Origin of the sequence: Octadecabacter dasysiphoniae (assembly GCF_021532615.1) — a bacterium.
In the GTDB taxonomy this organism is placed as follows: Bacteria; Pseudomonadota; Alphaproteobacteria; order Rhodobacterales; family Rhodobacteraceae; genus Octadecabacter; species Octadecabacter dasysiphoniae.
In genome coordinates this window covers 249864-276498 of the sequence record NZ_JAKGAQ010000003.1, presented here as the reverse complement: position 1 = coordinate 276498, position 26635 = coordinate 249864, and the positions used below count along the sequence as shown (strand labels likewise).

The window sequence follows — 26635 nt, the reverse complement described above, 5'->3', positions numbered from 1 at the left end:
CCCTCAGACCGTCGGAATGTCACGGCGCGCACATTCGGCAACCGTCACTTCCGCGTCTATCGTTCTTGATCCGCGTGGCAAGGCGGACGAAATGGTGTAAACAGCATCCCCCGTCCAAATGCCACCCTCTTCGTCCACAAGCGTGCGTACATTTCGCGCAAATCCAAAGCCCCGGATCAGCGCGTATTGGGCCGCAGCACATTTTGCGTAATCGGCCACGTCATCGTTTGTCGCCGCATTGGTCATACGCACCTTGAAATTTACCAAATCACCGTCCAGCAAGCGCGTTTCGATCCCGTCATAACGAACAGCACCACTTGGTGCGTCGGGCGTCGCGTCGCACGCGGCGAGCGCCATGATTGGGAGGAGAGCGGCGCGCATCAGTCTATTCCGCCGCAATCGGCGCCTCAGCGCGCTTTTTGGCGTTGCCCGATAGTTCGCCCATCAATTGGGATGCACGTGCAATCGGGTTGGTCAGATAAAAGTCCTTTACGGCGGTTCTGAACGTCGCCTTACCCAATTTTCCGGGCTTGACCGGCTGCCATTCATTCTCAGCAACGGCGTCAACTTGCGCAAGGTGTGGCACAGCGCCAATCATTGCTGTGCGCAATCCTGCAAGGCTGTCCCAAGGCTGTTGCGCACCCATTTCAGCAGAGAGTGCGCGCAAAATAGCCCAGTTTTCCTTGGCCTCGCCCGGTGCAAAGCTGGCACGCATTGCCAGTTGCGGACGCCCTTCGGTGTTCACAAACAGCGCATTTTCCTCGGTATAGGCAGCACCCGGAAGGATAATATCCGCGCGGTGCGCCCCGCGATCCCCGTGGGAACCTTGGTAAATCACGAACGGACCATCGGCGATTTCAATCTCGTCCGCTCCAAGGTTGTAAACAACCTCTGCGCCCTCAACTGCCTTCATGCCCGCGTCGTTCACAGCACCAACGTCCATTGCACCAACGCGGCCAGCGGCCGTGTGCAGGATCAACAGTTTGGACTGGGACGCATCGCAAATCTGCATCGCTGCCGCGAGGACAGCAGCGCCGTCTGCTTCGATCAACGCACCCTGACCAAGAACAATCACGGACGGATTTTCGACGATGTCTTTGGTTGGCTTGGTGTCGATGATCGCCTGCAAAGCAGCACGATCCGCCCCTTTGTGGTTATAGTCGTAGGTCAGATCAACGGCTTCACCGATCAGATCGACATTGCATCCGTTAGACCACGCACGCCGCACGCGGGCGTTAAGAACGGGGGCTTCGACCACCGGATTAGTGCCGATGAACATCACGTATTTCGCATCATCGAGGTCTTCGATGGTCGCCGTGCCGACGTAACCGGAACGATTGTCCGCTGGCAGTTTCGCATTATCAACGCGGCACTCAACAACGCCGCCCTGCCCTTCGACCAACGTCTTCAGGGAATAAGCAGCCTCGGTCGATCCAAGATCACCAACCAAACCAACAACCTTTTTGCCAGTCATGGCAGCGGCGGCAGCCTTCAACGCTTCGTCCCAGCCCGCTTTGCGCAGCTTGCCGTTTTCACGGATGTAGGGTGTGTCCAGACGTTGGCGGCGCAGGCCGTCCCACACGAAACGGGTTTTGTCGGAAATCCATTCTTCGTTCACGCCGTCATGGTTGCGCGGCAGGAACCGCATCACTTCACGGCCCTTCGTGTCCACGCGGATGTTGGACCCAAGGCCGTCCATTACGTCGATGGATTCTGTCTTTGTCAGCTCCCAAGGGCGGGCGGTGAAGGCGTAAGGTTTTGAAACCAAAGCGCCAACAGGGCACAAATCAATGATGTTACCCTGCATGTTGGAATCCAGCGTTTCACCCAAGTAACTGGTGATTTCCGAATCTTCGCCGCGGCCAGTTTGGCCCATCTGGGAAATACCCGCGACTTCGGTTGTGAAACGGACACAGCGGGTGCACGAAATACAGCGCGTCATGTGGGTTTCGACCAACGGCCCCAAATCCAGATCATCGGATGCACGTTTAGGTTCGCGGTAGCGGGAAAAATCAACGCCATAGGCCATGGCTTGATCCTGCAAATCACACTCACCACCCTGGTCGCAAATCGGACAATCAAGCGGGTGGTTGATCAGCAAAAACTCCATCACGCCTTCGCGGGCCTTTTTGACCATCGGAGAATTCGTTTTAACAACAGGCGGTTGGCCTTCCGGACCAGGGCGCAAATCCTTGACCTGCATCGCACAAGACGCGGCAGGTTTGGGCGGGCCGCCCACGACCTCAACCAAACACATGCGGCAGTTACCCGCGATGGAAAGGCGTTCGTGATAACAAAAACGGGGGATTTCAATCCCTACTTCTTCGCAGGCCTGAATGAGCGTCATCGCGCCCGAAACTTCGACCTCTTGGTCGTCAATAATGATCTTGCGCAGATCGGACATGGGCGTGTTCCCTGTTCCCGTTTGGCTTATCCGTCAAACAGCCCGCGGCGAGGTGGGCCATTGCTTGGCGGACTTCTAACGCGACAGGGCGCGGTTTGCCAGTGCGAAAGGCCAGATCACACATGGAAAATGGGCACCCTGTTTGATCAACAGAATGCCCATTTTCCGACATTTTAAGTTGGGTATTATCAGCGCAGCAATTGGCCGATCTGTGTATCTTGGGCGATTTGACCGCGCGCCACTGCGCAATAGGTTGATGCATCGCCAACCACGACACCAAGATCACTAAGCCGTTGACGTGCAATGGCTTCTAGGCGGTCTTTTTCTGCATCATTATCGATGAACGCATCGATGTCGGCGTTTGAATAGCCAAGATTGCGCAGGTGCGATTTCAACCCTTGCAAGAAGTTAAGACCACGGATCATGCGCACCGAAACTTCATTGCAGTTATCGTCAAGTTCAACGGCCATTCCGGCATTGATGATGCCTTCGGTGACAAAGGTGACATTGGCCGGATTTGCAACGGCGGGCACCGCAAAAAAGGCGCCAAGGATCGCGGCGGACAGGGTGTGTTTCAGACTCGTCATTCGGGGTCTCTCCAATACGAACTGCCCAATACGAACTGCATTGTGCAAGGTTGAGTAAGATGTCGCCGCTCGGGTCCTGCTATTCAATAGCAGCGCCTTGTTATCCAGTTTTTCAGCGGGTTTAGGCAGTTTCATTGGGTTTTTCCTACGTCCGGCACATCGTGTGCAAAACCTAAGATCAGGATTTCGCGCGAATCCAGTCCCATCCGAAGGCCTGTTCGGACGGGCCATTCTGGCGCAAGTCATCAAGACGGGCCAAAGCCTCGTCGCGGGTCGGGCGGTGGCCGTTCTCAATCCACCACATGACGAAATGCTGCTCGCCCAGAACCTCGAACCATTCGGCTTTGCGATCCATAAATTTAGAATGCAGGGTTTTGTAAACGAACGCCTCTAGGCTGGGCAGATCTTCCCAAACTGTAAGGTTAAACACCAACTGCGGATCGTCCCCGATCATATTTTCCGTGTTGCCTGTGCCCGGTTCGCCGGACCCTTCGGACATCCACACAAACCCCGGCATCCGTTTGCCCAGCCCATTGATGCGATCAAGGTTGTTCATGAAATCCGCAACGCGGGGATCATCCGTCGGCGCGAGCAATCGGCCAATGTTGAGTTCAGCAAGATGCATCAGCCGAACGCCCAGCACGGTGTCGGGTTGGCCGCAAAAAACCGCGTGAGCTGTTCAAGACGCGGATCGCCAATTCCGATGCTGCTGGACGTAGCGCCAGCGCCCGCCCCCATTTGCACGGCAAAGGCCTCGGTCGTTTCAACGTCAATCACGGATACATTCGGAAGGAGCGCGAAAGACAGCCCCGTGTAAATACCAGGCACGTTCAAACGATACCCTGTCACTGTCGCCGTCAGCCCCGTGCGGTTGGGATCGGGGGCCGATTGAAACGTGCAAATTAGGCGGTCATCCGGGGTGGCGACGAATGCGGTGCGCTGGCCCGCGGCCGCACCTTCGAATACACCGCCTGTCACAGAAATATGCGGGCCAGAACGGCGCATCTCCAACATAGTACGTTGGATACTGGGCACAGAATTCGGGTTTTCAGGGGCTTGCGGATTAGCGCAAGCGGCCAGTGTTGTAAGGGCGATGAGGGCGGCGAATTTCATCTGCGGCGTCTTTCACGGGTGGGCGCAATGCCAAGGGCGGCTTTGCGCAAGAATGCGATTGTCAGGATTATGCCAATTCCGGCGAGCGCTGCAACTGACACCCACGCCCACGCCGGTGCGACGTTCGCCTGGATTGCTTGATAAGTGAACCATGTCGGCAGGCCACACACCGCGACGGTTGCCAATGCGGCAAGAACGCTGGCGATGCTATCTAGGACGGCTTTCATACGATAGTCGCTTTGATGACAGGAACCTGATCGGACGATTCCAATGTAGCACATGTTCCAAAAATCCGGCTCAGTTCACACATCGAACCAACGCACGGATAGCAGGGTTGATTTGTGCACCCTGCGGTAAAGCCAAGACCCCAAATCAGCAAAGCGATCCTCACTCCGCCGCAACGGGCCCGCGTTTATGGGCAATGCGGTCTTCGATCTCACCTCGGAAGTTCTTGATCAGGCCTTGGATCGGCCACGCCGCAGCATCGCCAAGCGCGCAGATTGTGTGGCCCTCAACCTGTTTGGTCACGTCCAGCAGCATGTCGATTTCCGCAGGGTCTGCATCGCCTTTCACCAGACGATCCATGACGCGCATCATCCAACCGGTGCCTTCGCGGCAGGGGGTACACTGGCCACAAGATTCGTGCTTGTAGAATTTAGACAAACGCCAGATCGCTTTGATCACATCAGTGGATTGATCCATCACGATGACGGCGGCGGTACCGAGGCTTGATCCCTTTTCCTTAAGCGCATCGAAATCCATGATCGCGTCGCGCATGTTTTCTCCGCGCACCATTGGCACGGACGACCCACCGGGGATCACAGCCTTGAGGTTGTCCCACCCGCCGCGAATACCACCGCAGTGCTTTTCGATCAGTTCTTCGAACGGGATCGACATGGATTCCTCAACCACACATGGGTTGTTCACATGGCCCGAAATCGCGAACAGCTTGGTGCCTGCGTTGTTGGGGCGGCCCATGCCCGCGAACCAATCAGGGCCACGGCGCAGAATGGTCGGGACAACAGCGATGGATTCGACGTTGTTCACGGTTGTTGGGCAACCATACAGACCTGCGCCAGCAGGGAACGGCGGCTTCATGCGCGGCATGCCCTTTTTGCCTTCAAGCGATTCCAGCAATGCGGTTTCTTCGCCGCAAATATAGGCCCCTGCCCCGTGGTGCAGATAAATTTCAAAATCCCAACCAGATTTGCAAGCGTTCTTACCGACCATTCCAGCGGCATAGGCTTCGTCGATAGCCGCTTGCAGCGCCTCTTTTTCGCGGATGTATTCGCCGCGGATATAGATGTAGCAGGCGTTCGCATTCATCGCGAAGGACGCGATCAAACACCCTTCGATCAGCGTGTGCGGATCGTGGCGCATAATTTCGCGGTCTTTGCATGTACCCGGTTCGGATTCATCTGCGTTCACAACAAGATAGCTTGGGCGACCATCGGATTCTTTGGGCATGAACGACCATTTCAAACCCGTCGGGAAACCCGCACCACCGCGCCCACGCAGGCCGGATGCCTTCATGTTCTCGATGATCCATTCGCGGCCCTTTTTGATGATGCCCGCCGTGCCATCCCAGTGGCCCCGTGCTTGCGCGCCTTTCAGCGTGCGGTCGTGCATCCCGTATAGGTTCGTGAAAATGCGGTCTTTATCTGCGAGCATCGCTTTGTTCCCTCAGTCGTCTTGGCAGCTGGGCCAAGGTATCATTTATCACGCGTCTTTTGCCACAGCTTCCACGTTACCACCAGTGACCAAATGAACGCAGCCAACGAGATGAGGTAGAACAACATCTCGACCCGTGGGCTCGCCCCGGTCAGGCGGGTCAGCTGGGGCGCAAAAATGCTAAGCAATCCGGCCAGCGCAATTACGATCGCGGCAGTGCGGCCCTGTTTGGCAATATCTTCGTCGGTGGGTTTGGTCATGATGTGTTTGTGCCTTTTGGGCGGCCAAAAGAAAAGGCCCGCGCGAACATGTCGGCGGGCCTTTTGCAATTATTTAGGGGGCTCTAGTAAACGCCGCCTTTTTTGACTTTTTTCGAGAACTCGGTGGTTCCGCCTTTGGCCAGAACTTTGGCCTGCTTGATCCATTCGTCGCGTTCAATGCGGCCCTTGAACTTGAGGCGGCTGTCGACCCATTCCACTTCTTTCTTGCGCCAGGACGCAACCTGATCGAAGTGATAGAACCCCAGCTCGTTCAGTGTTTTTTCAAGGCCTGGCCCAACGCCCTTCAACTGCTTGAGGTCGTCTGCACCACCAGCGCGGGCTTTGTTCAGCGTTTCGGGTTTGCCGTCAGCTGCAACAGGTGCGCGGGCCGCTTTTGCTGCGGCAGGCTTGGCTGCTTTCGCGGCAGAGGCTTTCGCGGCGGGTTTAGCTGCTTTGGCCGCCGGTTTTGCGGCCTTCGCAGCGGGCTTGCTGGCCTTGGCTGCCGGTTTTGCGGCCTTTGCGGCGGGCTTTTCTGCTTTCGCTGCTGGCTTTGCAGCCTTGGCCGCAGGTTTTGCAGCCTTAGCGGCGGGCTTTGCGGCAGGCGCAGGTGCTGCATCAGCCGGTGTTGCCGTGGCCGTCGCTGCAAATGCAGCAGCGGGTGCGGCGGCTGTTGCAGATGTTGTCGGCGTCGCGGCGGGGGCTGTGGTGTTATATCCGGCTGCCTTGTCCGCATTCGCATTTGCCGTCAGATCGCGGGGGCCTGTTGGGCCTTCCGCTGGTTCACGCCATCCCAACCACAACACGATGGCGGTGATGATCGCGACAATCGCGCCGATCAAACAGGACGCGAAACCTGCAAAATTCAAAACAAGATAGGCCACCAACAACGCGATCAGGCCGAACAATGCGGCGACAGCGATGATGCCTAGCTCCTTAGGTGCAGTATCTTTCATGACTTTATCCCTCTTGGTGTTTGCGCGAGGTCTAACGCCCCTACGCCGTCTTTGCGCAGACCTTAGACGCGCACGTCACACTTGATAAGGGGGAAGAATGCGAAAAACCGCCCAAATGTGGCATTTGAGCGGCTTAAGATGCCGTTTGAACACGTATTTCGGGGGGCTTTAGCTTTCAGACGCCAAAGCTGCGGCTTGGCTGATCCAATCATCACGTTCGATCCGGCCTTTGAACTTCAGGCGGCTGTCGACCCAAGCAATTTCGCCCGCGCCCCATTTGGCGATCTGATCAAAGTGCCAGAAACCCATTTCGTTCAACGTGATTTCCAGCTTGGGCCCTACGCCGCTGATCCGTTTCAGATCGTCCGCGCCGGATTTGCGCGGGGCTTTCATTGTGCGCGGCTTTGCCTCAGCGGCAGCCGTGGCGGGCGTCATTGCGGGATTTGATTTACCGGCAGGTTTTGCCGCAGACGTCGCCTTTGCCGCTTGTTTGGTCACACCGGTCTTGTCTGCAGGCTTTTTCGCCGACGGTTTTGCCCCGGATGCCTTTTTCGCAGGTGCGGCTTTTTTCGCGGATGGCACTGGTGACGCTGGCTTAATACCGGACGTCGGCGCGCCCTGCCCCCACGGTGCCAACAACGGAACTTCGGTGCCATCAATGCGTTTGACGGTGTCGCCAATGTCGTGGGCCAATTGCACAGAGGCGTTGAACTGGTGCTTGCCGCTGTCCATTTCCGTAAGCGAGGTCAGCCCCTTAAGCGGTTCAGCAGCGTAACGTCCATTTTGTGGACCGGGCAAAGGCACTTCGCCACGACCAAGGGCGTCAATCAACTCCCCCATTTTAGCAGCCGTCAAATCTTCGTAATAATCCTTGCCGATCTGGGCCATGGGCGCGTTTGAACACGATCCAAGGCATTCGACCTCTTCCCAAGAAAACTTACCATCAGCTGATACTTCGTGCGCGTTCGCGGCGATCTTTTCTTTGCACACAGCGACCAGGTCTTCCGCGCCGCAAATCATGCAGGACGTCGTGCCGCACACCTGAATGTGCGCGACGGACCCAACAGGTTGCAGCTGGAACATGAAATAGAATGACGCCACTTCGAGGGCGCGCATATACGCAAGGCCAAGCATCTGCGCGACGCCTTCGATAGCGGGGCGTGTCAACCAGCCTTCCTGTTCTTGCGCGCGCCACAGCAGTGGAATGATCGCCGATGCCTCACGGCCCTCGGGGTATTTGGTGATCTGTGCTTGCGCCCACGCGAGGTTGTCCGGCGTGAAGGCAAAATCGGCAGGTTGGTCGAGGTGGAGGCGTCTAAGCATTGGCACATTGTCCTGAAGTCAGTCTAAAGCCGGTCGAAACGGGTTCGCTTTGTCCGGCAAGCGTTAGGTATTGTGTGATGGCGCGCAGTTTGTCGCTGTCGAAACCTGTCGCGGCTTCCACGGCGGCGGCTTGCGCGTCGTTTGCAATGGAACAGCCCTGCGCGGTGACGGCAGATTGGAACAGGGCAACGTCGCCCGCGCTCACGCCATCTGGCAAGGTTTCCACTGGAATTGCCTCACAGCTCGCCAATAGCGCAAGCGTCACAAAGAGCGCCGCAGCCTTCATGGGCAAGTCTCGTTCGTCAGCTTCATGGTGCCGTCTTCTTGCAACGCCACGAGGCCCGTTGTGTAAAGTTCTGCGATGACTTCAATTGTCTGTTCTTCGTTCAGACCGGACGCGGCCAGAACGGCATCCCCGTTTTCTGCGGTCACAATGCAACCCGCGTCTTCGATGGCGGTTGTCATGGCCGCAACGGGATCGTCTTGCGCCAAGGCAGGCGTTGCCAGCAGCAGGATCGGGAACACAAAACGCATACCCTAAACCCCCACGAACAGGGCTGACGACGACATTGTCACAAACATCGCCATCGGCAACGCGTGTGTGCCAAAGCCAGACATGATAAAGAACGGAAGAACGCCCATAATCATCGGTCAATTTCCCCGAACACGACGTCCATGGTGCCGATGATGGCGGCCACATCCGCAAGCTGGTGCTTGGATGCCACGTGATCCATCGCCTGAAGGTGCAGATAGCCCGGCGCGCGCAGTTTCGCGCGGTAAGGTTTGTTTGATCCATCGGCCACGAGGAACACGCCGAATTCGCCTTTTGGTGCTTCAACGCAGGCGTAAACTTCGCCCGCAGGCACGTGGAACCCTTCGGTGTAAAGTTTGAAGTGGTGAATCAACGCCTCCATCGAGGTTTTCATTTCACCGCGTGTGGGTGGGGTCATCTTGCCGCGCGCCATGATATCCCCCTTTTCCACCTTCAGCTTGGCACAGGCCTGACGGATGATGGACACGGATTGACGCATTTCTTCCATCCGGCACAGGTAGCGATCATAGCAATCGCCGTTCTTGCCCACAGGAATTTGGAATTCAAATTCGTCGTAGCATTCATAGGGCTGGCTGCGGCGCAGGTCCCACGCGAGGCCGGAGCCGCGTGCCATCACGCCAGAGAAACCCCAATCAAGGATGTCTTTTTCAGTCACGATGCCGATATCGACGTTGCGCTGTTTGAAGATGCGGTTCTCGGTGAGCAACCCGTCCACATCGATCATGAAGCCTGTCATGAACTGGTCGGCCCAAGCCTCAATGTCTGTAATCAGATCATCGGGCAGATCTTGGTGCACACCGCCCGGGCGGAAATAGGCCGCGTGAAGGCGGGCACCGCAGGCGCGTTCATAAAACACCATCAGCTGTTCGCGTTCTTCAAAACCCCAAACAGGCGGGGTCAGCGCGCCGACGTCCATGGCCTGTGTGGTGACGTTCATCAGGTGGTTCAGCACGCGGCCGATTTCGGAATAGAGCACGCGGATAAGGGACGCACGACGCGGCACTTCTGTGCCTGTCAGCTTTTCAATCGCCAGACACCAAGCGTGTTCCTGGTTCATCGGAGACACGTAATCGAGGCGGTCGAAATACGGCAGGTTTTGCAAGTAGGTGCGCGATTCCATCAGCTTTTCGGTGCCACGGTGCAGCAGGCCAATGTGCGGATCGCAGCGTTCCACGATCTCACCGTCCAGTTCGAGGACAAGGCGCAGAACCCCGTGCGCCGCAGGGTGCTGCGGGCCGAAGTTGATGTTGAAATTGCGGATCTTCTGTTCGCCTGTAAGGGCGTCATCGAAGTTTTTGGTGCCGTCCATCATTGGGATGCCTCGCTCCGTTTTTGCTGCCGCATTGATAACGTGCGACGTGCCTTTTCAACTATACCCGCTGTCAGGAACGCGTGCACTACGCCTAACAGAAAGGATTGTAGTCGTCTTTCAAGTTCCGTTCCGCTCAATTTAGCCCAAATGACGCTACCATCAGTCTCCATGAAAAGACTTAAAAACGCTAAGAGTATGAACCAAACAAAGAGAACCTTCGGGAATCCGCTAATTTGTTCGGCGGACATTGTCAGGGAGATAGCATAAATCATAAGCGCCCAAACCAACCAAAGGAGGTAAGGGCCAATTTGCAAGAATACCTTCATGATAACGAAGACGTCCATTTTCATTTGCCCGCATCTTCTTTCGTCTTCTCATCACCCGGAAGGATGTATTCGGCACCTTCCCAGGGGGACATGAAATCGAATTGGCGGTATTCTTGGACCAAGGACACAGGTTCGTAGACGACGCGTTTTTGCACTTCGTCGTAGCGGACTTCGGTGTAGCCCGTTGTCGGGAAATCCTTGCGCAGCGGGTAGCCGCGAAAGCCGTAGTCCGTCAAAATCCGGCGCAGGTCCGGGTGGCCTTTGAAGATGATCCCGAACATGTCGAACACTTCGCGTTCAAACCAGTTGGCGGAGGGGTGCACATCCATGATCGAGTGCACCATTTCATCTTCGCGGATCTTCACGCGCAGACGGATGCGGTGGTTCTGATACATCGACAAGAAATGGTAGACGACGTCAAACCGCTGGGCACGGCCCGGGTAATCCACAGCCGTGATATCCACGAGCGTTGAAAACTTGCACTGGCTGTCGGTCTTTAGAAATTCAACAAACCCGTTCAGGTTCGCGGGCGTGACGTTCATCGTCAGCTCTCCGCCGGTGACGTCAAAAGACAGCACGCAATCGGGGCGCTTCATTTCGATGTGTTGGCCGAGTTCGTTCAGGGCATCAGACATAAGGTCTACCTTGTCGTCTTGGGTCAGTCGGGTCTATCGGACAATCGTTCCGGTGCGGCGCATTTTACGCTGCAACTGAAGGATGCCGTACAAGAGGGCTTCTGCGGTCGGAGGGCAGCCGGGGACGTAGATGTCCACGGGCACGATGCGGTCACAGCCGCGCACCACAGAATAGGAATAGTGGTAATATCCACCGCCGTTCGCACAGGACCCCATTGAGATCACGTAGCGCGGTTCTGGCATCTGGTCGTAGACCTTGCGCAGGGCGGGTGCCATTTTGTTGGTCAGCGTGCCAGCCACAATCATCACGTCAGACTGGCGCGGGGACGCGCGCGGCGCGATCCCGAAACGTTCGGCATCATAGCGTGGCATGGATGTGTGCATCATTTCAACGGCGCAACAGGCCAACCCGAAGGTCATCCAGTGCAAGGACCCTGTGCGCGCCCAGTTGATCAGATCAGCCGAAGACGTCACGAGGAACCCGCGGTCTGTCAATTCTTTGTTCAGGTCTTGCGTTGCGACGTCACGGTCAAAGCCTGCGTCGTTCGCGCCAGTCGCTACTCCCATTCGAGAGCTCCTTTTTTCCACTCATACGCAAAGCCGATGGTCAGCACGCCAAGGAACACCATCATCGACCAGAAGGCCGTCATCGAAATGTCGCCAAAGGCCACGGCCCATGGGAACAAAAACGCGATTTCCAGGTCAAAAATGATGAACAAGATCGACACGAGGTAAAAGCGCACATCGAATTTCATGCGCGCATCGTCAAAGGCGTTGAACCCGCACTCATACGCTGAAACTTTCTCAGGATCGGGGTTGCGCACGGCCAGCACGACGGCGGCAAGGATCAGCACGATCCCGAGCACAATGGCCAGCCCCAGAAAAATCACGATTGGCAGGTAGTCCCTCAGCATCTCGTCCACGAGCATACTCCCGTATTTATGGCGCACGTTGGCACGCCCATTGGCTGCTCTCGCGTTTATCGCCATGCACCCAGAGGGTCAACGGGTGCCCGCGTGTTTTGACCGCGCTAATTGCCGCGCCGCCCGGATTTCAACGGACTGTTGGCCAGCTGACGCCATTTACCGGTCTCCAAGGCGATCAGCCCAATCGCAAGTGCGTGGTCATCTGCATCCGCAACCGGTCATAGGATCAGGCCCATGGGGGTGGTTTTTTGTCAAAGAACGCAGCGATCCCTTGGGCGGTTTCGGGATTATCCCAGCGCTTCAATAGCGCTGCGATTGACGCATCAATCGCCGCTTTGTCAGGTGCACCACCCAGATCAAGGACCATTTCTTTGGATTCAGCGACCGCATCGGGCGCGCATTTCAAATAGGCCTGAACTTCGACTTCGACCTCCGCGGCAAGGTCTTGCGCGGTCGTGATTTTAGCCACAACGCCCAGCCTCTGGGCCTCGGCCGCATCAAACAGGCGGCTGGACATGAAAACGCTGCGTGCGTGCCCCCCGCCCATCCGCGCCACAACGTAGGGACCAATGGTGGCTGGCATCAAACCGAGCTTGGTTTCTGTCAGCCCGAAAACAGAGGTGTCAGCGGCAAACACCTTATCCGCGACACAGCACAGGCCCAAACCACCACCCACCGCATTGCCATGAACCTGCGCAATCAGGGGCTTGGACATTGCGTTCAGCGCGCCAAGCATATCCGCGATGCGGTGTGCTTCGGTCACGCGGGCATCTGTATCCGCGCCCATCTGGTCGCGCATCCAGCCCAGATCACCGCCCGCACAAAAGCTGCGCCCAGCCCCTTTCATCACAACGACCCGCACGGCCTTATCGCGATCCAGCTGGCGTGCCGCATGTGCCAGATCATCCATCATCTGCGCTGACATCGCGTTGTGTTTGTTTGGGCGGTTCAGAGTCAGCGTCGCCACCCCCCGCGGATCAGTGGCCAGAATCAGGGTTTCAAACATCAAAGTCTCCTTGCATCATGCGGGCCAATTCAGCCGCCTTGTCGATGACGGCCAGATCAAGGCCGGTTTCATGCCCTTGGGCGTGCAGATGGCGCACGACGGCTTCGGTTGCGACATTACCGGACGCGCCGGGCGCGTAAGGACAGCCGCCAAGACCGCCCACAGAGGCATCAAACACCCGCACCCCCATTTCAACGGACGCATCTATATTTGAAAGCGCCCGCCCGCCCGTATCATGGTAATGCCCCGCAAGGACCTCGGCAGGGGCTTCGTTTAATGTGTGGGCCAACATATCGGTTATGGTGTCGGGCGTGCCCGCACCAGTCGTGTCCCCAAGACTAATTTCACAACACCCCATGGCCAGTAGTTGCCCCGTCACCGCAGCCACTTGGGCGGGGTCGGTGGGGCCATCAAAGGCGCAGTGAACCACACATGACACATACCCACGAACCCGCAAACCGGCCTGGTTCGCGGCAGCAACGACATCGCGATAACGATCCAGACTTTGCGCAATTGAAGCGTTGATATTGGCTTGCGAAAACCCTTCTGAGGCTGATGCGAAAACCGCCACCTCATCCGCGCCCGCCGCGATTGCGGCCTCAAGACCGCGCAAGTTCGGGATCAATGCGCAATACCGCACTTTGGGTGATCGGGTCAGCCCCATCAACACCTCGCCACTGCCAGCCATCTGCGGCACCCATTTGGGGCTGACAAAGCTGGCACATTCGATGCGGCGCAGTCCGGATTTGGACAACACATCAACCAATGCGATCTTGTCGCGAACCGGGATATCACGGGGTTCGTTTTGCAACCCGTCGCGCGGGCCGACTTCGAAAATTTCAATCTGTGCCACTGTGTTCATCCAATGTTATCAGAACGATACCGGCCTGCACCTGATCACCCGCCTGTGCGGTGATTGTCGCAACGGACCCATCGTGGGGCGCGCGCAACACGTGCTCCATTTTCATGGCCTCCAACACGGCAAGCCGTTGGCCGGTTTGAACCTGTGCACCGACTGCAACGCAAACCTCGCGCAGCAGGCCGGGCATGGGTGTTATCACACCATTCCCCACGTCAATCGTGCTGTGCCGGTCAAGCGGATCGAACGCCGCAATCGTCAGCGGAGCGGCGCCAAACAATGTCACTTGTCGGGTCTTGGCGTGGTGCGGACGCGCCAGTTTCCCGTCAAATCGCCACGTTTCGCCATGACGCTTGGCGGTCACCCTGTCTGCACCCACGTCACAAATCACATGATCAGGCGACATTGGGGTCAGCGCGACGGTGCCACTTTTCAGGGCGACCTGCCACGTCATCGGCCCGTGAAGCGTAAAGCCTCTGTGTGCATCGCCCGGCGCCATCAGCCCGCTCAACTCCATCGCAGCCTGCGCTGCATCCTGCGGTGTCGCTTGGGCGGCTGCAGTAAGGTTAATTAGGTCGCGTTCGATCAGTCCGGTGTCGACTTTACCACTGTCAAAATCGGGGTGCGCGACAAGGTTGAACAAGAACCCCAAGTTGGTAGTTGTTCCGGCGATCTGCGTCGCCGCAAGGCCCTGCCTCAGTTTAGCCAACGCCGCCGCGCGCGTGTCTGCGTGCGCAATCAATTTCGCAATCATCGGGTCGTAATAGGGCGAAATATCGTCCCCTGCATCCACACCGCTGTCCACGCGCAATGTCGGGGGGAATTGCAAATGCTCAATGCGACCCACCGCCGGAAGGAAATCATTGCAGGCGTCTTCCGCGTAAAGACGCGCTTCAATCGCATGCCCCTGAAGTTTAATGTCTTTTTGCGCACGTGGGAGGGCCGATCCTCCCGCGACGCGCAATTGCCAATCCACCAAATCAACACCTGTAATGGCCTCTGTCACAGGGTGTTCGACCTGCAAGCGCGTGTTCATTTCCATGAACCAGAATCCGTCAGCACGCAGCGGGCCAGACCCGTCTGCGATGAATTCTACGGTCCCTGCCCCACTGTATTTGATCGCCTTTCCGGCCGTGACGGCCGCTGAGCAAATCGCACTTCGCACGTCGTCGGTCATACCCGGCGCCGGGGCCTCTTCGATGATCTTTTGATGGCGTCTTTGTAGGGAACAATCACGTTCATAAAGATGAACAACATCATCCCCATCGCCGAAAATCTGAACTTCAATGTGGCGCGGGTTGGTGATGAATTTCTCGATCAAAACCGCATCATTTCCGAATGCGGCTTGTGCTTCTGCACGCGCACTGCCCAGCGCGTCGTCAAAATCGCCCTTGTTTTTTGCCAGCCGCATGCCTTTGCCACCACCACCCGCGACCGCCTTGATCAATACCGGATATCCGATCTGATCGGCGCGATCGCGCAGATGGGCATCGTCTTGATTGTCGCCGTGATACCCCGGCACAACGGGAACACCCGCCTTTATCATCAAGACCTTAGCCTGATCTTTTAATCCCATGGCACGAATGGCCGCAGCGCTCGGGCCGACAAATCGAAGGCCCGCATCCTCAACCGCATCCACGAAATCGGGGTTTTCGGACAAAAAACCGTAGCCGGGATGAATGGCGTCCGCGCCAACGTCGATTGCTGCGGCTATGATCCGATCACCGCGCAGGTAGCTGTCTTTCGCCAAAGCCCCGCCAATGTGGATCGCGATGTCGGCCATGCGCACGTGGCGCGCTGTTGCGTCCGCATCCGAATAAACCGCAACACAGGTGATCCCGCGCGCCTTGGCCGTGGCCATAATCCGGCATGCGATTTCGCCACGATTGGCGATCAGCAAGGTCTTGATCGGGTCAGTCACCGGCATCTTCGTCAGCCGAATATTTGCGATAGCGGTGGCGATAAATCAGATTGGGGCGATCCCCATCGAGCAGATAAAACAAGATACCAACATTTGCGATCACCTCAAACAAAGTGATCAGGGTCCCATCCCCGCCCAATCCGCGCACCAGCGCATAGACCGTCAAACCTGCTGAAATCATTGCCATAATAATGGCCCACGGCACCCGAAGCGCAAGGCCGATACCCGTTAGAACGGGCCAAATCCCGTTCAGGATCGCCACACCAATCCCCGCCCCGTAACTCAGGACAAGGCCGAATTTCAGCGCGCCGATTGCGACGAAATATGCGGCGATGAGCCATAAAATAAGGTTCAACTTTCCTTTGGGATGCGCGCGCGCCTGTTCAGGGGGAACGTTGACCCATGGCAGGCCAGAATAGAAATCGCCGCGGTTTGTCTTGGTCATCAAATTAGCCTTTTTTGCCAGAGGGCGCATTACATGCGAAACACGCCAAAATCTGTGTCACGGATGGGCGTGTTCAAGGCCGCCCGCAGAGATAACGCAAGCACGGCGCGGCTGTCGCGTGGATCGATAACGCCGTCATCCCAAAGCCGAGCGGACGCATAAAGAGGGTGAGATTGCTGTTCAAACTGATCACTAATCGGTTGTTTGAATGCTGTTTCTTCCGCGTCAGACCATGATTTTCCGGCGCGATCCAAAGCATCGCGTTTGACCGTCGCAAGAACCCCAGCCGCCTGTTCACCACCCATGACTGCCGTGCGCGAAATCGGCCAAGACCAGACAAAGTTGGGGCTATAAGCCCGCCCCGCCATGCCATAATTTCCTGCACCGAAACTGCCGCCAACGATCATCGTGATTTTGGGCACCGATGTTGTCGCAACGGCCGTCACCATCTTAGCACCGTGGCGCGCAATGCCCTCATTTTCGTATTTTTGCCCAACCATGAACCCGGTAATGTTTTGCAAAAAAATGAGAGGAATTTTACGCTGAGAACACAGTTGAATGAAATGCGCGCCCTTTTGCGCGGCTTGCGAAAACAACACACCGTTGTTGGCGATAATACCGCAGCGCATGCCCTCAATCATCGCAAAACCTGTAACCAGTGTTTCACCGAAGCGGGCCTTAAATTCGTCAAAACGCGATCCATCAACGATGCGGGCAATGATTTCGCGGATGTCATAAGGCGTGCGTAGGTCAGACGGGATAAGGTTGAAAAAGTCCTGTTGTGACTTCAACGGTTCGTCAAAATGCTGAGGTTCTGGCGTTTCAACATCCGCCGCATGTGCGTTTTTCACTACCTCGCGAACCAGCGCGAGGGCGTGCGCGTCATCCTCAGCCAGATAATCTGCGACGCCAGACAGGCGCGTATGGACATCACCGCCTCCCAAATCCTCAGCCGAGACAACTTCGCCTGTCGCGGCCTTCACCAAAGGCGGCCCCGCAAGAAAAATCGTCCCTTGATCCTTCACAATAATTGAAACATCGGCCATCGCGGGAACATATGCCCCTCCCGCCGTGCACGACCCCATGACGGCAGCAATTTGCGGGATACCTTTGGCGGACATGCGGGCCTGATTGTAGAATATGCGGCCAAAATGGTCGCGGTCCGGAAAGACCTCGTCTTGGTTTGGTAGGTTCGCGCCACCAGAATCCACGAGGTAAACGCACGGCAGGCGGCATTGCTCTGCGATTTCTTGGGCGCGCAGGTGTTTCTTGACGGTGATCGGATAATAGGTGCCGCCCTTCACGGTGGCGTCATTGCACACAACCATGACCTGGCGCCCGTGGATCAACCCGATGCCGGCGATGATACCGCCACAGGGCGCCGCGCCATCATACATCCCGTGCCCTGCTGTCGCCCCGACTTCAAGAAACGCAGACCCCACATCAAGAACATTCGCAACGCGATCCCGGGGCAGCATTTTGCCGCGCGCCACATGACGCGCGCGCGCCTTGTCACCCCCGCCCGCTGAAGCCAACGCCGCGGCTGCCCGCGCATCCGCCAAAGCAGCCTCGTGGGTCATCGCATGTAATCCCCGAGGAATTTCAGATAGATGGTGCGTTCTGCAGTTTTGGTCATGCTGCAATTCGCGCTCGCGATCTGGCGCATCGATCCTGCGCCCCACATCGCATATTCAAGGGCGCAATCTGCATCGCGCAGAGTAATCCAAGCACGTTGCGCCGCGCGCAGGCTGTCGGCGCGGTCGGCAAATTCCGGGAACAATTCGGCCTCGTCCGCATCAACACGGCGCAGACCATCCATTGTTTGCGCGTATTGCGTGTTCAGCAGACGATCCCATGCTTCTTCTTCGGCGGACAGGCAAAACACCATGCCAAGTGTGGTTTGGTTCTGGTCCGGATCACCGTCCATGCAAATGCGCGCACCTTCCCCGATGCACGCCACTGCGACATTTTCGGTTGTTGCAGCATCAAGGCAGGGCGCAACGCCGTCCATGTAAGGCATCAATGCGAGCACCGCTGGCTGCGGTTCTGCCTGCGACGCGGTGGGCAGGATTGCAGCAAGACACAAGGCCGCCATCGAAATTGAAAATGTGTTCGTCATACCATTGATCCCATAAGTTCGCGACCGATCAGCATCCGCCTGATTTCAGATGTCCCTGCGCCGATTTCCATCAATTTGGCATCACGAAACAGCCGCGCGACAGGTGCATCGGCCATAAAACCCGCACCGCCCAAAGCCTGCACCGCTTGGTGGGCCTGAACCATCGCCTGTTCGGAGGAATAAAGACAACACGCCGCAGCATCCGCCCGCCTTACGGTGCCTGCATCACAGGATCTGGCAACGGCATAGACATAGGCGCGCGCCGAATTGAGGGCCGTGTACATATCCGCCAATTTGCCCTGCATCAGCTGGAAATTACCAATAGGTTCGCCGAATTGCGTTCGGGTAGACACGTAAGGCAAGACCTCGTCCAGACAGGCGGCCATGATGCCTGCGCCGATCCCCGCCAGCACGACCCGTTCATAATCAAGCCCTGACATCAGCACCGCAACCCCGCGGTTTTCTTCGCCCAATACATGATCAAAGGGCACTTTGACATCATTGAACACAAGTTCAGCGGTGTTGGACCCGCGCATGCCCAGTTTGTCAAAATGGGCTGATGTGCTGAACCCCACCATTGATTTTTCTATCAAAAAGGCCGTTATGCCTTTTGATCCCGCCGATGGATCGGTCTTGGCGTAAACCACTAATGTGTCCGCCTCTGCGCCGTTGGTGATCCAGTATTTGGTACCGTTCAGGCAGTAATGGTCATTGTGTTTTTCCGCCCGCAGCGACATGGACACAACGTCAGATCCCGCCCCCGCCTCCGACATCGCCAATGCGCCGACATGGGCCCCCGAAATCAGGTTGGGCAGGTATTTGGCCTTTTGCGCGTCCGTCCCGTTCAGTTTGATCTGGTTCACGCACAAGTTCGAATGGGCCCCATAAGACAGCGCAACTGACGCCGATGCACGGGCGATTTCCTCAATCGCGATGACATGCGCGAGGTAGGACATCTCTGCCCCACCATCGTCTTCGCCCACCGTAATACCGAGCAATCCAAGATCACCCATTTCTTGCCAAAGTTCGGCGGGGAACACGTTTTCATTGTCGATGGCTTTGGCCATCGGTTTGACACGGGCCTGCGCCCACGCATGGACCATGTCGCGCATGGCCGCGATGTCATCATCAAAATCGAAGGTCATTGAGGCCGTAAACATAGGCGGCTTTCAAGTTGCATGAGTTTATTGAACGCTTGTTCAATAAATGGCACGCGCCGCGGCTTCGGTCAATGGTGGCGAACGTGCTGCACGCTGGCGCGGCCAGCCAATAGGTGTTCTGCGACCACTTCTTCATAGCCGAGTTCAGCAAAATCATGCAGCGCGCGCACCAAGTCCTGCGTGAGGTTGGACAGCCGGATAAGGGACGCATCCCGTTGTGTTCCCTGTGGAATTGCGTCCAATTCCTCCTCTGCGATCCGAATTTTACGTCTTATCAACCGAATATTATCAAAAGCCGCGCAAATAGTGGTCATGACGTATTTTCCCCCCAGAAATCAGTCACTGCCAGTTTTAGCCATTTATGGCCAAAGGTATAGGGTCGTTACTGATCAGGATTGCCCTAAGGTAAATTATGCGCTTTTCCGTGCAGGTGAAAGATATTCTGGACATAATCGACAGCGCGCTATCGCGCAAAGGTCTCTCCGCGGCGGCTGCATCGCGACTGGCTGTCGGCAACCCGTCCTTGATCAAGAATATGCGCCAAGAAACCGGCAACCCGAAACGGTTCAACGCCGACGCCTTACGCAAGCTGGCCGATGTATTGGATCTGGAATTTTACTTTGGGGAGGAACGCGAAAATACCATCGTGCGCCTGCCCGCCGGGTTTGCCGAACGCACGGTTCAACCGCTGTCCAGCGCGCGCATGCGACACGAGGCGCTTGAGATGGGGTTCTTACCGATCCCGTATCACGCCGCCGCGGCCCCTGATTTTCGCGGCACCGCACCCGTGGCCCTTGCGCGGCAATGGTTAACGACCAGCGGCGTCAATGCCGATACGCTCGCGTTTTTGCCCGTCATCAATGACGATATGGTGCCAACACTGACGGTGGGCACCCTTGCGCTGATTGATACCGCGCAAAAAGACACGTCAGCAGACGGTATTTGGGCGTTCAGTGTGAAAGGCAGCTATGTTTTTGCCCGCGTACAAAGCCCCTCAAACGATATGATGCTGTTGAAGGGCGATAAACCCGACCAGCCTGTCCAGATTTTCAAAGGCGATGAACTCGCCACGCTCAAGGTTTTGGGGCGCGTGGTCTGGATCGTTCATCAACCCTGATTACTGCGCCGCCTGCGCCTGAAAGACACGACTGACTTCGGCGCGGATGATGCGCGCGATCTGGGCACAATCGTCTGTGCTGAACGTCAGCGGCAAACGCATGTCTATCACACCCGCCAGAATACGGTCGCTTTGCGGCATCGGTTCGGACGCCGCATAACGCCAGCTGTCATAGCGCGATGTAAAACCGGTGGGTTCCGCCCCGCCGAACCATTTCAGCTCAACCCCGCGCGCAAGACAGCCCGCAATGACCTCTTGCACAGCTGCGGGGTCCCAATCGAGAAGCAGGAATTGAAACGACGACGCAACAAACCCTTCTGCAGCGGGCCGTGTCGTCAGCGTCATGCCAGGCGTGTCGGCCAATCCCGCGTCCATAACAGCGTAAAGGGCGTTCCAACGGTCACATTGTGTTTTTAGATCAGCAAGTTGCGGGCGCAAAATGGCCGCGCGCAGGTTGTCCATCCGGCCCGAAATATTGGGTGTTTCATATTTGATCTGCGCAAATGTTTCAGGCGGCGGCGCCGCGCGGTGACGTTCAAACAGCATGTAGCTGCCGGACAGCATGATCGCCCGTGCCATGCCCTCTGCGTCGTCCGAAATAAGAAGCCCGCCCTCACCGGAATTGACGTGTTTATAAGTCTGGGTCGAATAACATCCGAACTTGCCCCAACGCCCGGATGGTATGCCGTTCCAATGCGCGCCCATGGTGTGTGCGCAATCCTCGATCACGGTGACGTTTGCTGCATCACACAGCGCCATCAGGGCATCCATGTCGCAGATATGGCCCCGCATGTGGGACAACAATAGAACCGAAGCCTGATCGATTTTCGCGGCCAGATCATCCAGATCAATGACCAGATCTTCGGTCACGCCCACAAATATCGGCGATGCACCTACGGCCGCAATTGCGCCGGGCACTGGCGCCAGCGTGAATGCGTTGGTCAGCACGGTGTCGCCGTGGCCGATGCCACAGGCACGCAAAGCTGTCGTCATTGCGTAGCCACCCGACGCCACCGCAAGGCAGTATTTCGCCCCCGTGAGGTCCGCGAATTCTTCCTCAAGCAACGCCGCTTCAGCGATTTCATCGCCGCTGGTGTTGTAGCGGTGCAACCGCCCGTGGGTCAGCACAGCCATGGCCGCGTCGATCCCCGCCTGTGGAATCGGTTCTTGCTGGGTGAATACGCCGTTGAATATCTCTGTCATACAGCGTTTGTGAAAGCGCGGTTGGCTGGCGTCAATCTGGTTTTTGATTACCTGAAAAGCCGTTCAACGACACTGGGCAAATCGTCAAAGTGATCCAACAGAACCTCTGGGTTGAGGGCGGCCATATCCTCACCAGAGGGGCCGAACGTCACCAGAATGGATGCAACACCTGCGGCCAAGGCCGTGTTACGGTCCGTCGCGGTGTCCCCCACAAGGCAACACATTGCCGGATCGCCGCCCGCTTGAAGGACAGCTTCGAACAGATGTTCGGGGTCAGGTTTCTTGACCGTCAGCGTATCCGCACCAACCAACGACCCGAATGCATCACGCACGCCAAGGCGCGTCAACAATATATGGGCCAATCCTTCGGGTTTATTGGTCGCGATCCCGACTTTGAAACCGTTTGATTTCAAGACCTCGACCGCCTCCATCGCGCCCGGATACATAACGGTATGCGTATCAATGTCTTGGGCATAAGCATCCAGAAGGGTCTGATATTGCCCGTCGATATCTTCATCGCCGTAGCCATCAACCCGCGAAAACCCGAGCTTTAACATCGCCCGGCCGCCCCGCAGCGCCGTGCCCGCGTCCCGCGCCGGATCAAGCAAATCACCCAGTCCAAGCCCACGAAAACATGCGTTCGCCGCCGCAATCAAATCGCCAGACGTGTCGGCCAACGTTCCATCCAGATCGAAAATCACTGTTCCCATTGTCGTCCTGCCCCTTTGCGCGCATTTGCGCCATCTGTAACCAAGCGACATGGGATGTGAACCCCCCGCACTTGCGCAATCCCCATTCCTGCGTAAGAAGGTGAAAAATTTGAACAAGGTAAAGTATATGGCAGTCGCGTTGATCATTCTGGCCGCAGGAAAAGGCACTCGGATGAAGTCCGATTTGCCCAAGGTGTTGCACAGCGTTGCCGGCGCGCCCTTGCTGATCCACGCAATGAAATCCGGCGCAGCACTTGAACCAGAACGCACAGTGATTGTCGCGGGGCATGGGTCTGACGCGGTCGAGGCAGCGGCGAAAGACTGGTCAGACGATGTTGATGTCGTATTGCAGACCGAACAATTGGGCACTGGCCACGCGGTTTTGCAGGCCCGTGCCGCATTGGACGGGTTCAATGGCGATGCCATCGTGTTGTATGGCGACACGCCATTCATCCGCCCCGAAACGCTAGAAGCGATGCTGGTTGCGCGCGGGGACCATGACGTTGTCGTGCTTGGGTTTGAAGCCGCCGATCCCGGCCGTTACGGGCGGTTGGTGATGGATGGTAATGCGCTTGAGAAAATCGTAGAGTTCAAAGACGCGTCCGAGGCAGAACGTGCCGTAACCCTTTGTAATTCAGGTGTGATTTGCGCGAAATCGGATGTTCTTTTTGATCTTCTCGATCGCGTCACGGACGACAATGCAGCAGGGGAATTCTACCTCACGGATATTATCGGATTGGCCCATGGTCAGGGTTTGTCCGCAACTGTCGTGCGATGCGACGAAAGCGAAACAATGGGCATCAATTCACGCGCCGAACTTGCAGGTGCCGAAGTGGCGTTTCAAACCCGTGCGCGCGGCGATGCGATGGACAATGGCGTGACACTGCAAGCGCCCGACACGGTTTACTTCAGCCATGATACCTACATCGGATCAGACAGCGTTGTTGAACCCAATGTGGTGTTTGCCGTCGGCGTGACCGTTGAAAACAACGCTACCATTCGCGCCTTTAGCCATCTTGAAGGCTGCCACGTATCACGTGGCGGAGTCGTTGGCCCCTACGCGCGGCTGCGCCCTGGTGCTGAGCTGGCCGAAGACGTAAAGATTGGCAATTTCGTCGAAATCAAGAACGCCGTGATCGATGCGGGGGCCAAGGTGAACCACCTGTCCTACATCGGCGACGCCCATATCGGGGAGCGGTCAAACATCGGCGCAGGAACGATCACCTGCAACTACGACGGCGTGTTCAAACATCGCACAAACATCGGTGCAGATGTTTTTGTGGGATCAAACACAATGCTGGTTGCGCCTGTGACATTGGGCGACGACTCCATGACGGCGACCGGAACCATTGTGACCCATAATGTGCCCGCAGGTGATTTGGCCGTCGGGCGCGCGCGACAAGAAAACAAGGCAGGGTTTGCCCGCCGACTGTTTGAAAAATTAAAGAAAAAGAAGGCCCAAGCGGCCAAGGAGACCTGATTATGTGTGGAATTGTAGGTGTCCTTGGACGTCACGAAGCAGCCCCGATCCTCGTTGAGGCCCTGAAACGCCTTGAATATCGCGGCTATGACAGCGCGGGCATTGCCACTGTCAATGACGGTGATCTTGATCGTCGCCGTGCGGTTGGAAAATTGATTAACCTTCAGGACTTGTTGGTGCACGACCCGCTTGCCGGGAAATCCGGTATTGGGCACACCCGCTGGGCAACCCATGGTCAGCCGAACGTCAACAACGCCCACCCCCACAAGACCCAACGTGTCGCCGTTGTTCACAATGGGATTATCGAAAACTTCCGCGACCTGCGCGAAGAGCTTGCCAAACAGGGTGTTGGTTATGAAACGGATACTGACACCGAAACTGTTGCGCTTCTGACGCAAAGCTATCTGGATGAGGGACTTGATCCGCATGACGCGGCCACGCGCACGATTGCGCGCCTTGAGGGGGCCTATGCCTTGTGCTTTTTGTTCGAGGGTGAAGAAGATTTGATGATCGCTGCGCGCAAAGGATCGCCGCTGGCCGTTGGGCACGGTGACGGGGAAATGTTTGTGGGCTCAGATGCCATCGCGCTCGCCCCGATGACCGACAAGATCACCTATTTGGCCGAAGGCGACATTGCCTATATCACCCGCGACAGCCTGAAAATTATCGACGGCGAAGGACGTATCGCCAACCGCGAAATGCGCGTCATCCAGATTGACACCACGTCCGTCGACAAGGGTGGTCACAAGCATTTCATGGCTAAAGAAATCGCCGAACAACCGTCCGTTCTGGCCAATTCATTGGGTTATTACATCAAGGACGGTCAGGTAGAATTGCCCGACGGTGGCATTGATTTCGCGTCCATTGATCGGCTGACAATGGTCGCCTGTGGCACAGCATTCTATGCGTGTTTGACGGCAAAATACTGGTTCGAACAGATCGCGCGCATGCCCGTAGAAATCGACGTCGCATCCGAATTCCGCTACCGTGAGCCCCCGATTTCCAAAGGCACCGCCGCCCTCTTCGTGAGCCAATCCGGCGAAACCGCCGACACTTTGGCAGCACTTCGGTACTGCGAAGGCAAGGCAGACAAAATCCTGTCGGTCGTGAACGTTCCCGAAAGCTCCATCGCGCGTGAAAGCGATCTCGCCCTGCCGATTTTGGCTGGCGCAGAGATTGGTGTGGCATCGACAAAGGCGTTCACATGCCAATTGACGGTGCTGGCGATTTTGGCCGTGAAAGCCGCGCAGGATCGCGGACACATGGACGCCGCACAAGCCGCCGAGGCGCTTGAAAAAATCAAATCTGTGCCCGCGCTGATGAATCAGGCCTTGTCACTGGGTGAGCGGACGAACGACGTGTCCAAGCTATTGGCAGAAGCCCGCGACATTCTGTTTTTGGGTCGCGGCCCCATGTACGCACTTGCCCACGAGGGCGCACTTAAATTAAAAGAAATCAGTTATATACATGCCGAAGCTTATGCATCAGGTGAACTTAAGCACGGGCCTATCGCATTGGTCGACAAGCATGTTCCAGTGATCGTCATGGCCCCGCGTGATGCGCTGTTCGACAAGACGATTTCCAACATGCAAGAAGTCATGGCGCGTGGCGGAAAGGTGCTGTTGATCACCGATAAACAAGGCGCAAAAGAAGCCGGTGATGGCGTTTGGGAGACCATTTTGATGCCAGAGGTGGACCCGTTTGTCGCACCAATCCTTTACGCGATTCCAGCACAACTGATCGCCTATCACACCGCCGTCGCCAAAGGGACGGATGTGGATCAGCCGCGCAACCTCGCCAAATCGGTGACAGTCGAATGATTACGATTGGGGACGCGATCTCAACCCTTCAGGCTGAGGCAAACACGCAAAAGGCGGCTGAAATGGCGGCCTATCATAAGGCTCCTCGTCCGTACTTTGGCGTTGCCAATCCGGTGATTGATGCCGCTGTCAAAACGTGGCGCGCTGAGGTGTCGTTGGACGAACGCCTCACGCTTGCCTCTGATCTTTGGGACACCAATATCCACGAAGCCCGCGTTGCCGCAGCCAAGCTGTTGGTGCAGGCACGCATCAAACCGGATGACGCCGCATGGGCGCTGATTACGTCCTGGGTGCCGCAGTTTGATGGCTGGGCCATTGCCGATCACGTTTGCAGCGCCGGATCGCGCCGCTTGATCGCAAACCCCACCCGCATTGATGAGGTCGAAACCTGGACGACATCCGATCACATGTGGACCAAACGGGCCGCATTGGTGATGACATTGCCGTGGACAAAAATGAACAATCCCAAGCCTGCAGATTTGGAAGCGCGCGAACGTATCTTGGGGTGGGCCGCGGATTACACAAACGACCCGGCGTGGTTCATCCAGAAATCCGTGTCGTGGTGGTTGCGCGAACTCGGCCGTCATGACGCCGCACGGGTGTGGACATTCCTCGATGCCCATGGCGACAAGATGAAACCGTCGCTGCGCAAGGACGCAAGCCGAAATCTGCCACCGCGATAGTCCACACTTGGCCTGCCCGCGCGCGCACGGCACACTGCCCAAAAACAAA

The 26635-nt window shown here is 56.8% G+C and carries 30 protein-coding genes; 4 read left to right on the top strand and 26 right to left on the bottom strand.

Features of this window, described 5'->3' with window-relative positions:
- Window positions 1-3: 3 nt before the first annotated feature.
- The 24 genes from L0664_RS13700 to L0664_RS13585 all read right to left on the bottom strand — a co-directional run bounded on the left by L0664_RS13700 (window position 4) and on the right by L0664_RS13585 (window position 19887).
- The gene (locus tag L0664_RS13700) at window positions 4-381 is read right to left on the bottom strand and encodes a hypothetical protein (RefSeq protein WP_235226448.1); all 378 of its coding nucleotides are present in this window, start codon (window positions 379-381) and stop codon (window positions 4-6) included.
- 4 nt (window positions 382-385) lie between these two features.
- Window positions 386-2404 carry an NADH-quinone oxidoreductase subunit NuoG gene (nuoG, locus tag L0664_RS13695; protein ID WP_235226447.1) on the bottom strand — a complete coding sequence of 673 codons (2019 nt, stop codon included), beginning with the start codon at window positions 2402-2404 and terminating at the stop codon, window positions 386-388.
- A gap of 188 nt (window positions 2405-2592) precedes the next feature.
- A complete protein-coding gene (locus tag L0664_RS13690) occupies window positions 2593-2991 on the bottom strand; it encodes a DUF5333 domain-containing protein (RefSeq protein ID WP_235226446.1) in 399 nt (132 codons plus the stop codon).
- Between the two features lie 178 nt (window positions 2992-3169).
- Window positions 3170-3616 (bottom strand): DUF3291 domain-containing protein, encoded by a 447-nt coding sequence (locus L0664_RS13685; protein ID WP_235226445.1) that lies wholly within the window; start codon window positions 3614-3616, stop codon window positions 3170-3172.
- Window positions 3616-4104, bottom strand: a complete 489-nt coding sequence (locus L0664_RS13680) for a hypothetical protein (protein ID WP_235226444.1) — start codon at window positions 4102-4104, stop codon at window positions 3616-3618. The genes L0664_RS13685 and L0664_RS13680 overlap by 1 nt, the downstream gene beginning before the upstream one ends.
- On the bottom strand, window positions 4101-4331 hold the full coding sequence (locus L0664_RS13675) for a hypothetical protein (protein ID WP_235226443.1): 231 nt from the start codon (window positions 4329-4331) through the stop codon (window positions 4101-4103). Before L0664_RS13675 ends, L0664_RS13680 begins: the two co-directional genes overlap by 4 nt.
- A gap of 160 nt (window positions 4332-4491) precedes the next feature.
- Complete coding sequence (nuoF, locus tag L0664_RS13670; RefSeq protein ID WP_235226442.1) at window positions 4492-5775, bottom strand: NADH-quinone oxidoreductase subunit NuoF; 1284 nt, start codon at window positions 5773-5775, stop codon at window positions 4492-4494.
- Window positions 5776-5816: 41 nt separating this feature from the next.
- Window positions 5817-6035 carry a DUF5337 family protein gene (locus L0664_RS13665; RefSeq protein WP_235226441.1) on the bottom strand — a complete coding sequence of 73 codons (219 nt, stop codon included), beginning with the start codon at window positions 6033-6035 and terminating at the stop codon, window positions 5817-5819.
- A gap of 83 nt (window positions 6036-6118) precedes the next feature.
- Complete coding sequence (locus tag L0664_RS13660) at window positions 6119-6988, bottom strand: NADH:quinone oxidoreductase (protein WP_235226440.1); 870 nt, start codon at window positions 6986-6988, stop codon at window positions 6119-6121.
- A gap of 168 nt (window positions 6989-7156) precedes the next feature.
- The gene (locus L0664_RS13655) at window positions 7157-8311 is read right to left on the bottom strand and encodes an NADH-quinone oxidoreductase subunit E (RefSeq protein WP_235226439.1); all 1155 of its coding nucleotides are present in this window, start codon (window positions 8309-8311) and stop codon (window positions 7157-7159) included.
- Window positions 8304-8537 (bottom strand): hypothetical protein, encoded by a 234-nt coding sequence (locus L0664_RS13650; protein ID WP_235226438.1) that lies wholly within the window; start codon window positions 8535-8537, stop codon window positions 8304-8306. The genes L0664_RS13655 and L0664_RS13650 overlap by 8 nt, the downstream gene beginning before the upstream one ends.
- A gap of 56 nt (window positions 8538-8593) precedes the next feature.
- Window positions 8594-8845: a hypothetical protein gene (locus tag L0664_RS13645; RefSeq protein ID WP_235226437.1), complete on the bottom strand. Its 252-nt coding sequence runs from the start codon at window positions 8843-8845 to the stop codon at window positions 8594-8596.
- A 110-nt stretch (window positions 8846-8955) separates the two neighbouring features.
- Complete coding sequence (locus L0664_RS13640) at window positions 8956-10176, bottom strand: NADH-quinone oxidoreductase subunit D (protein WP_235226436.1); 1221 nt, start codon at window positions 10174-10176, stop codon at window positions 8956-8958.
- A 346-nt stretch (window positions 10177-10522) separates the two neighbouring features.
- Complete coding sequence (locus L0664_RS13635; protein ID WP_235226435.1) at window positions 10523-11137, bottom strand: NADH-quinone oxidoreductase subunit C; 615 nt, start codon at window positions 11135-11137, stop codon at window positions 10523-10525.
- Between the two features lie 33 nt (window positions 11138-11170).
- A complete protein-coding gene (locus L0664_RS13630; RefSeq protein WP_235226434.1) occupies window positions 11171-11704 on the bottom strand; it encodes a NuoB/complex I 20 kDa subunit family protein in 534 nt (177 codons plus the stop codon).
- The gene (locus L0664_RS13625) at window positions 11695-12060 is read right to left on the bottom strand and encodes an NADH-quinone oxidoreductase subunit A (protein WP_235226631.1); all 366 of its coding nucleotides are present in this window, start codon (window positions 12058-12060) and stop codon (window positions 11695-11697) included. Before L0664_RS13625 ends, L0664_RS13630 begins: the two co-directional genes overlap by 10 nt.
- Window positions 12061-12289: 229 nt before the next feature.
- A complete protein-coding gene (locus L0664_RS13620) occupies window positions 12290-13069 on the bottom strand; it encodes a crotonase/enoyl-CoA hydratase family protein (protein ID WP_235226433.1) in 780 nt (259 codons plus the stop codon).
- Window positions 13062-13922, bottom strand: coding sequence for a hydroxymethylglutaryl-CoA lyase (locus L0664_RS13615; RefSeq protein ID WP_418888034.1), 861 nt, complete (start codon window positions 13920-13922; stop codon window positions 13062-13064). The genes L0664_RS13620 and L0664_RS13615 overlap by 8 nt, the downstream gene beginning before the upstream one ends.
- Window positions 13909-15855, bottom strand: a complete 1947-nt coding sequence (locus L0664_RS13610) for an acetyl/propionyl/methylcrotonyl-CoA carboxylase subunit alpha (RefSeq protein WP_235226431.1) — start codon at window positions 15853-15855, stop codon at window positions 13909-13911. The genes L0664_RS13615 and L0664_RS13610 overlap by 14 nt, the downstream gene beginning before the upstream one ends.
- The gene (locus tag L0664_RS13605; RefSeq protein WP_235226430.1) at window positions 15842-16294 is read right to left on the bottom strand and encodes a hypothetical protein; all 453 of its coding nucleotides are present in this window, start codon (window positions 16292-16294) and stop codon (window positions 15842-15844) included. The genes L0664_RS13610 and L0664_RS13605 overlap by 14 nt, the downstream gene beginning before the upstream one ends.
- Before the next feature lie 29 nt (window positions 16295-16323).
- Entirely contained in the window at window positions 16324-17874 is a 1551-nt protein-coding gene (locus L0664_RS13600; RefSeq protein WP_235226429.1) for a carboxyl transferase domain-containing protein, read from the bottom strand.
- A complete protein-coding gene (locus L0664_RS13595) occupies window positions 17871-18413 on the bottom strand; it encodes a lysozyme inhibitor LprI family protein (RefSeq protein WP_235226428.1) in 543 nt (180 codons plus the stop codon). The genes L0664_RS13600 and L0664_RS13595 overlap by 4 nt, the downstream gene beginning before the upstream one ends.
- Window positions 18410-19573: an acyl-CoA dehydrogenase family protein gene (locus L0664_RS13590; RefSeq protein ID WP_235226427.1), complete on the bottom strand. Its 1164-nt coding sequence runs from the start codon at window positions 19571-19573 to the stop codon at window positions 18410-18412. Before L0664_RS13590 ends, L0664_RS13595 begins: the two co-directional genes overlap by 4 nt.
- Before the next feature lie 68 nt (window positions 19574-19641).
- A complete protein-coding gene (locus L0664_RS13585; RefSeq protein WP_235226426.1) occupies window positions 19642-19887 on the bottom strand; it encodes a hypothetical protein in 246 nt (81 codons plus the stop codon).
- A 116-nt stretch (window positions 19888-20003) separates the two neighbouring features.
- Between L0664_RS13585 and L0664_RS13580 the strand changes: the two genes are divergently transcribed.
- Window positions 20004-20690, top strand: coding sequence for a S24 family peptidase (locus L0664_RS13580; protein ID WP_235226425.1), 687 nt, complete (start codon window positions 20004-20006; stop codon window positions 20688-20690).
- Here the strand turns inward: L0664_RS13580 and L0664_RS13575 are convergent, their stop codons facing one another.
- Together L0664_RS13575 and L0664_RS13570 are read right to left on the bottom strand one after the other, a co-directional pair.
- Window positions 20691-21893, bottom strand: coding sequence for a DegT/DnrJ/EryC1/StrS family aminotransferase (locus L0664_RS13575; RefSeq protein WP_235226424.1), 1203 nt, complete (start codon window positions 21891-21893; stop codon window positions 20691-20693). It abuts the gene before it with no gap.
- Between the two features lie 47 nt (window positions 21894-21940).
- Window positions 21941-22603, bottom strand: a complete 663-nt coding sequence (locus L0664_RS13570; protein WP_235226423.1) for an HAD-IA family hydrolase — start codon at window positions 22601-22603, stop codon at window positions 21941-21943.
- A gap of 127 nt (window positions 22604-22730) precedes the next feature.
- Between L0664_RS13570 and glmU the strand changes: the two genes are divergently transcribed.
- From glmU to L0664_RS13555, 3 genes are read left to right on the top strand one after another with little or no spacing between them, the layout of a single operon-like run.
- Complete coding sequence (gene glmU, locus L0664_RS13565; RefSeq protein WP_235226630.1) at window positions 22731-24083, top strand: bifunctional UDP-N-acetylglucosamine diphosphorylase/glucosamine-1-phosphate N-acetyltransferase GlmU; 1353 nt, start codon at window positions 22731-22733, stop codon at window positions 24081-24083.
- Between the two features lie 2 nt (window positions 24084-24085).
- On the top strand, window positions 24086-25903 hold the full coding sequence (gene glmS, locus L0664_RS13560; protein WP_235226422.1) for a glutamine--fructose-6-phosphate transaminase (isomerizing): 1818 nt from the start codon (window positions 24086-24088) through the stop codon (window positions 25901-25903).
- On the top strand, window positions 25900-26586 hold the full coding sequence (locus L0664_RS13555) for a DNA alkylation repair protein (protein ID WP_235226421.1): 687 nt from the start codon (window positions 25900-25902) through the stop codon (window positions 26584-26586). The genes glmS and L0664_RS13555 overlap by 4 nt, the downstream gene beginning before the upstream one ends.
- Window positions 26587-26635 lie beyond the last annotated feature (49 nt).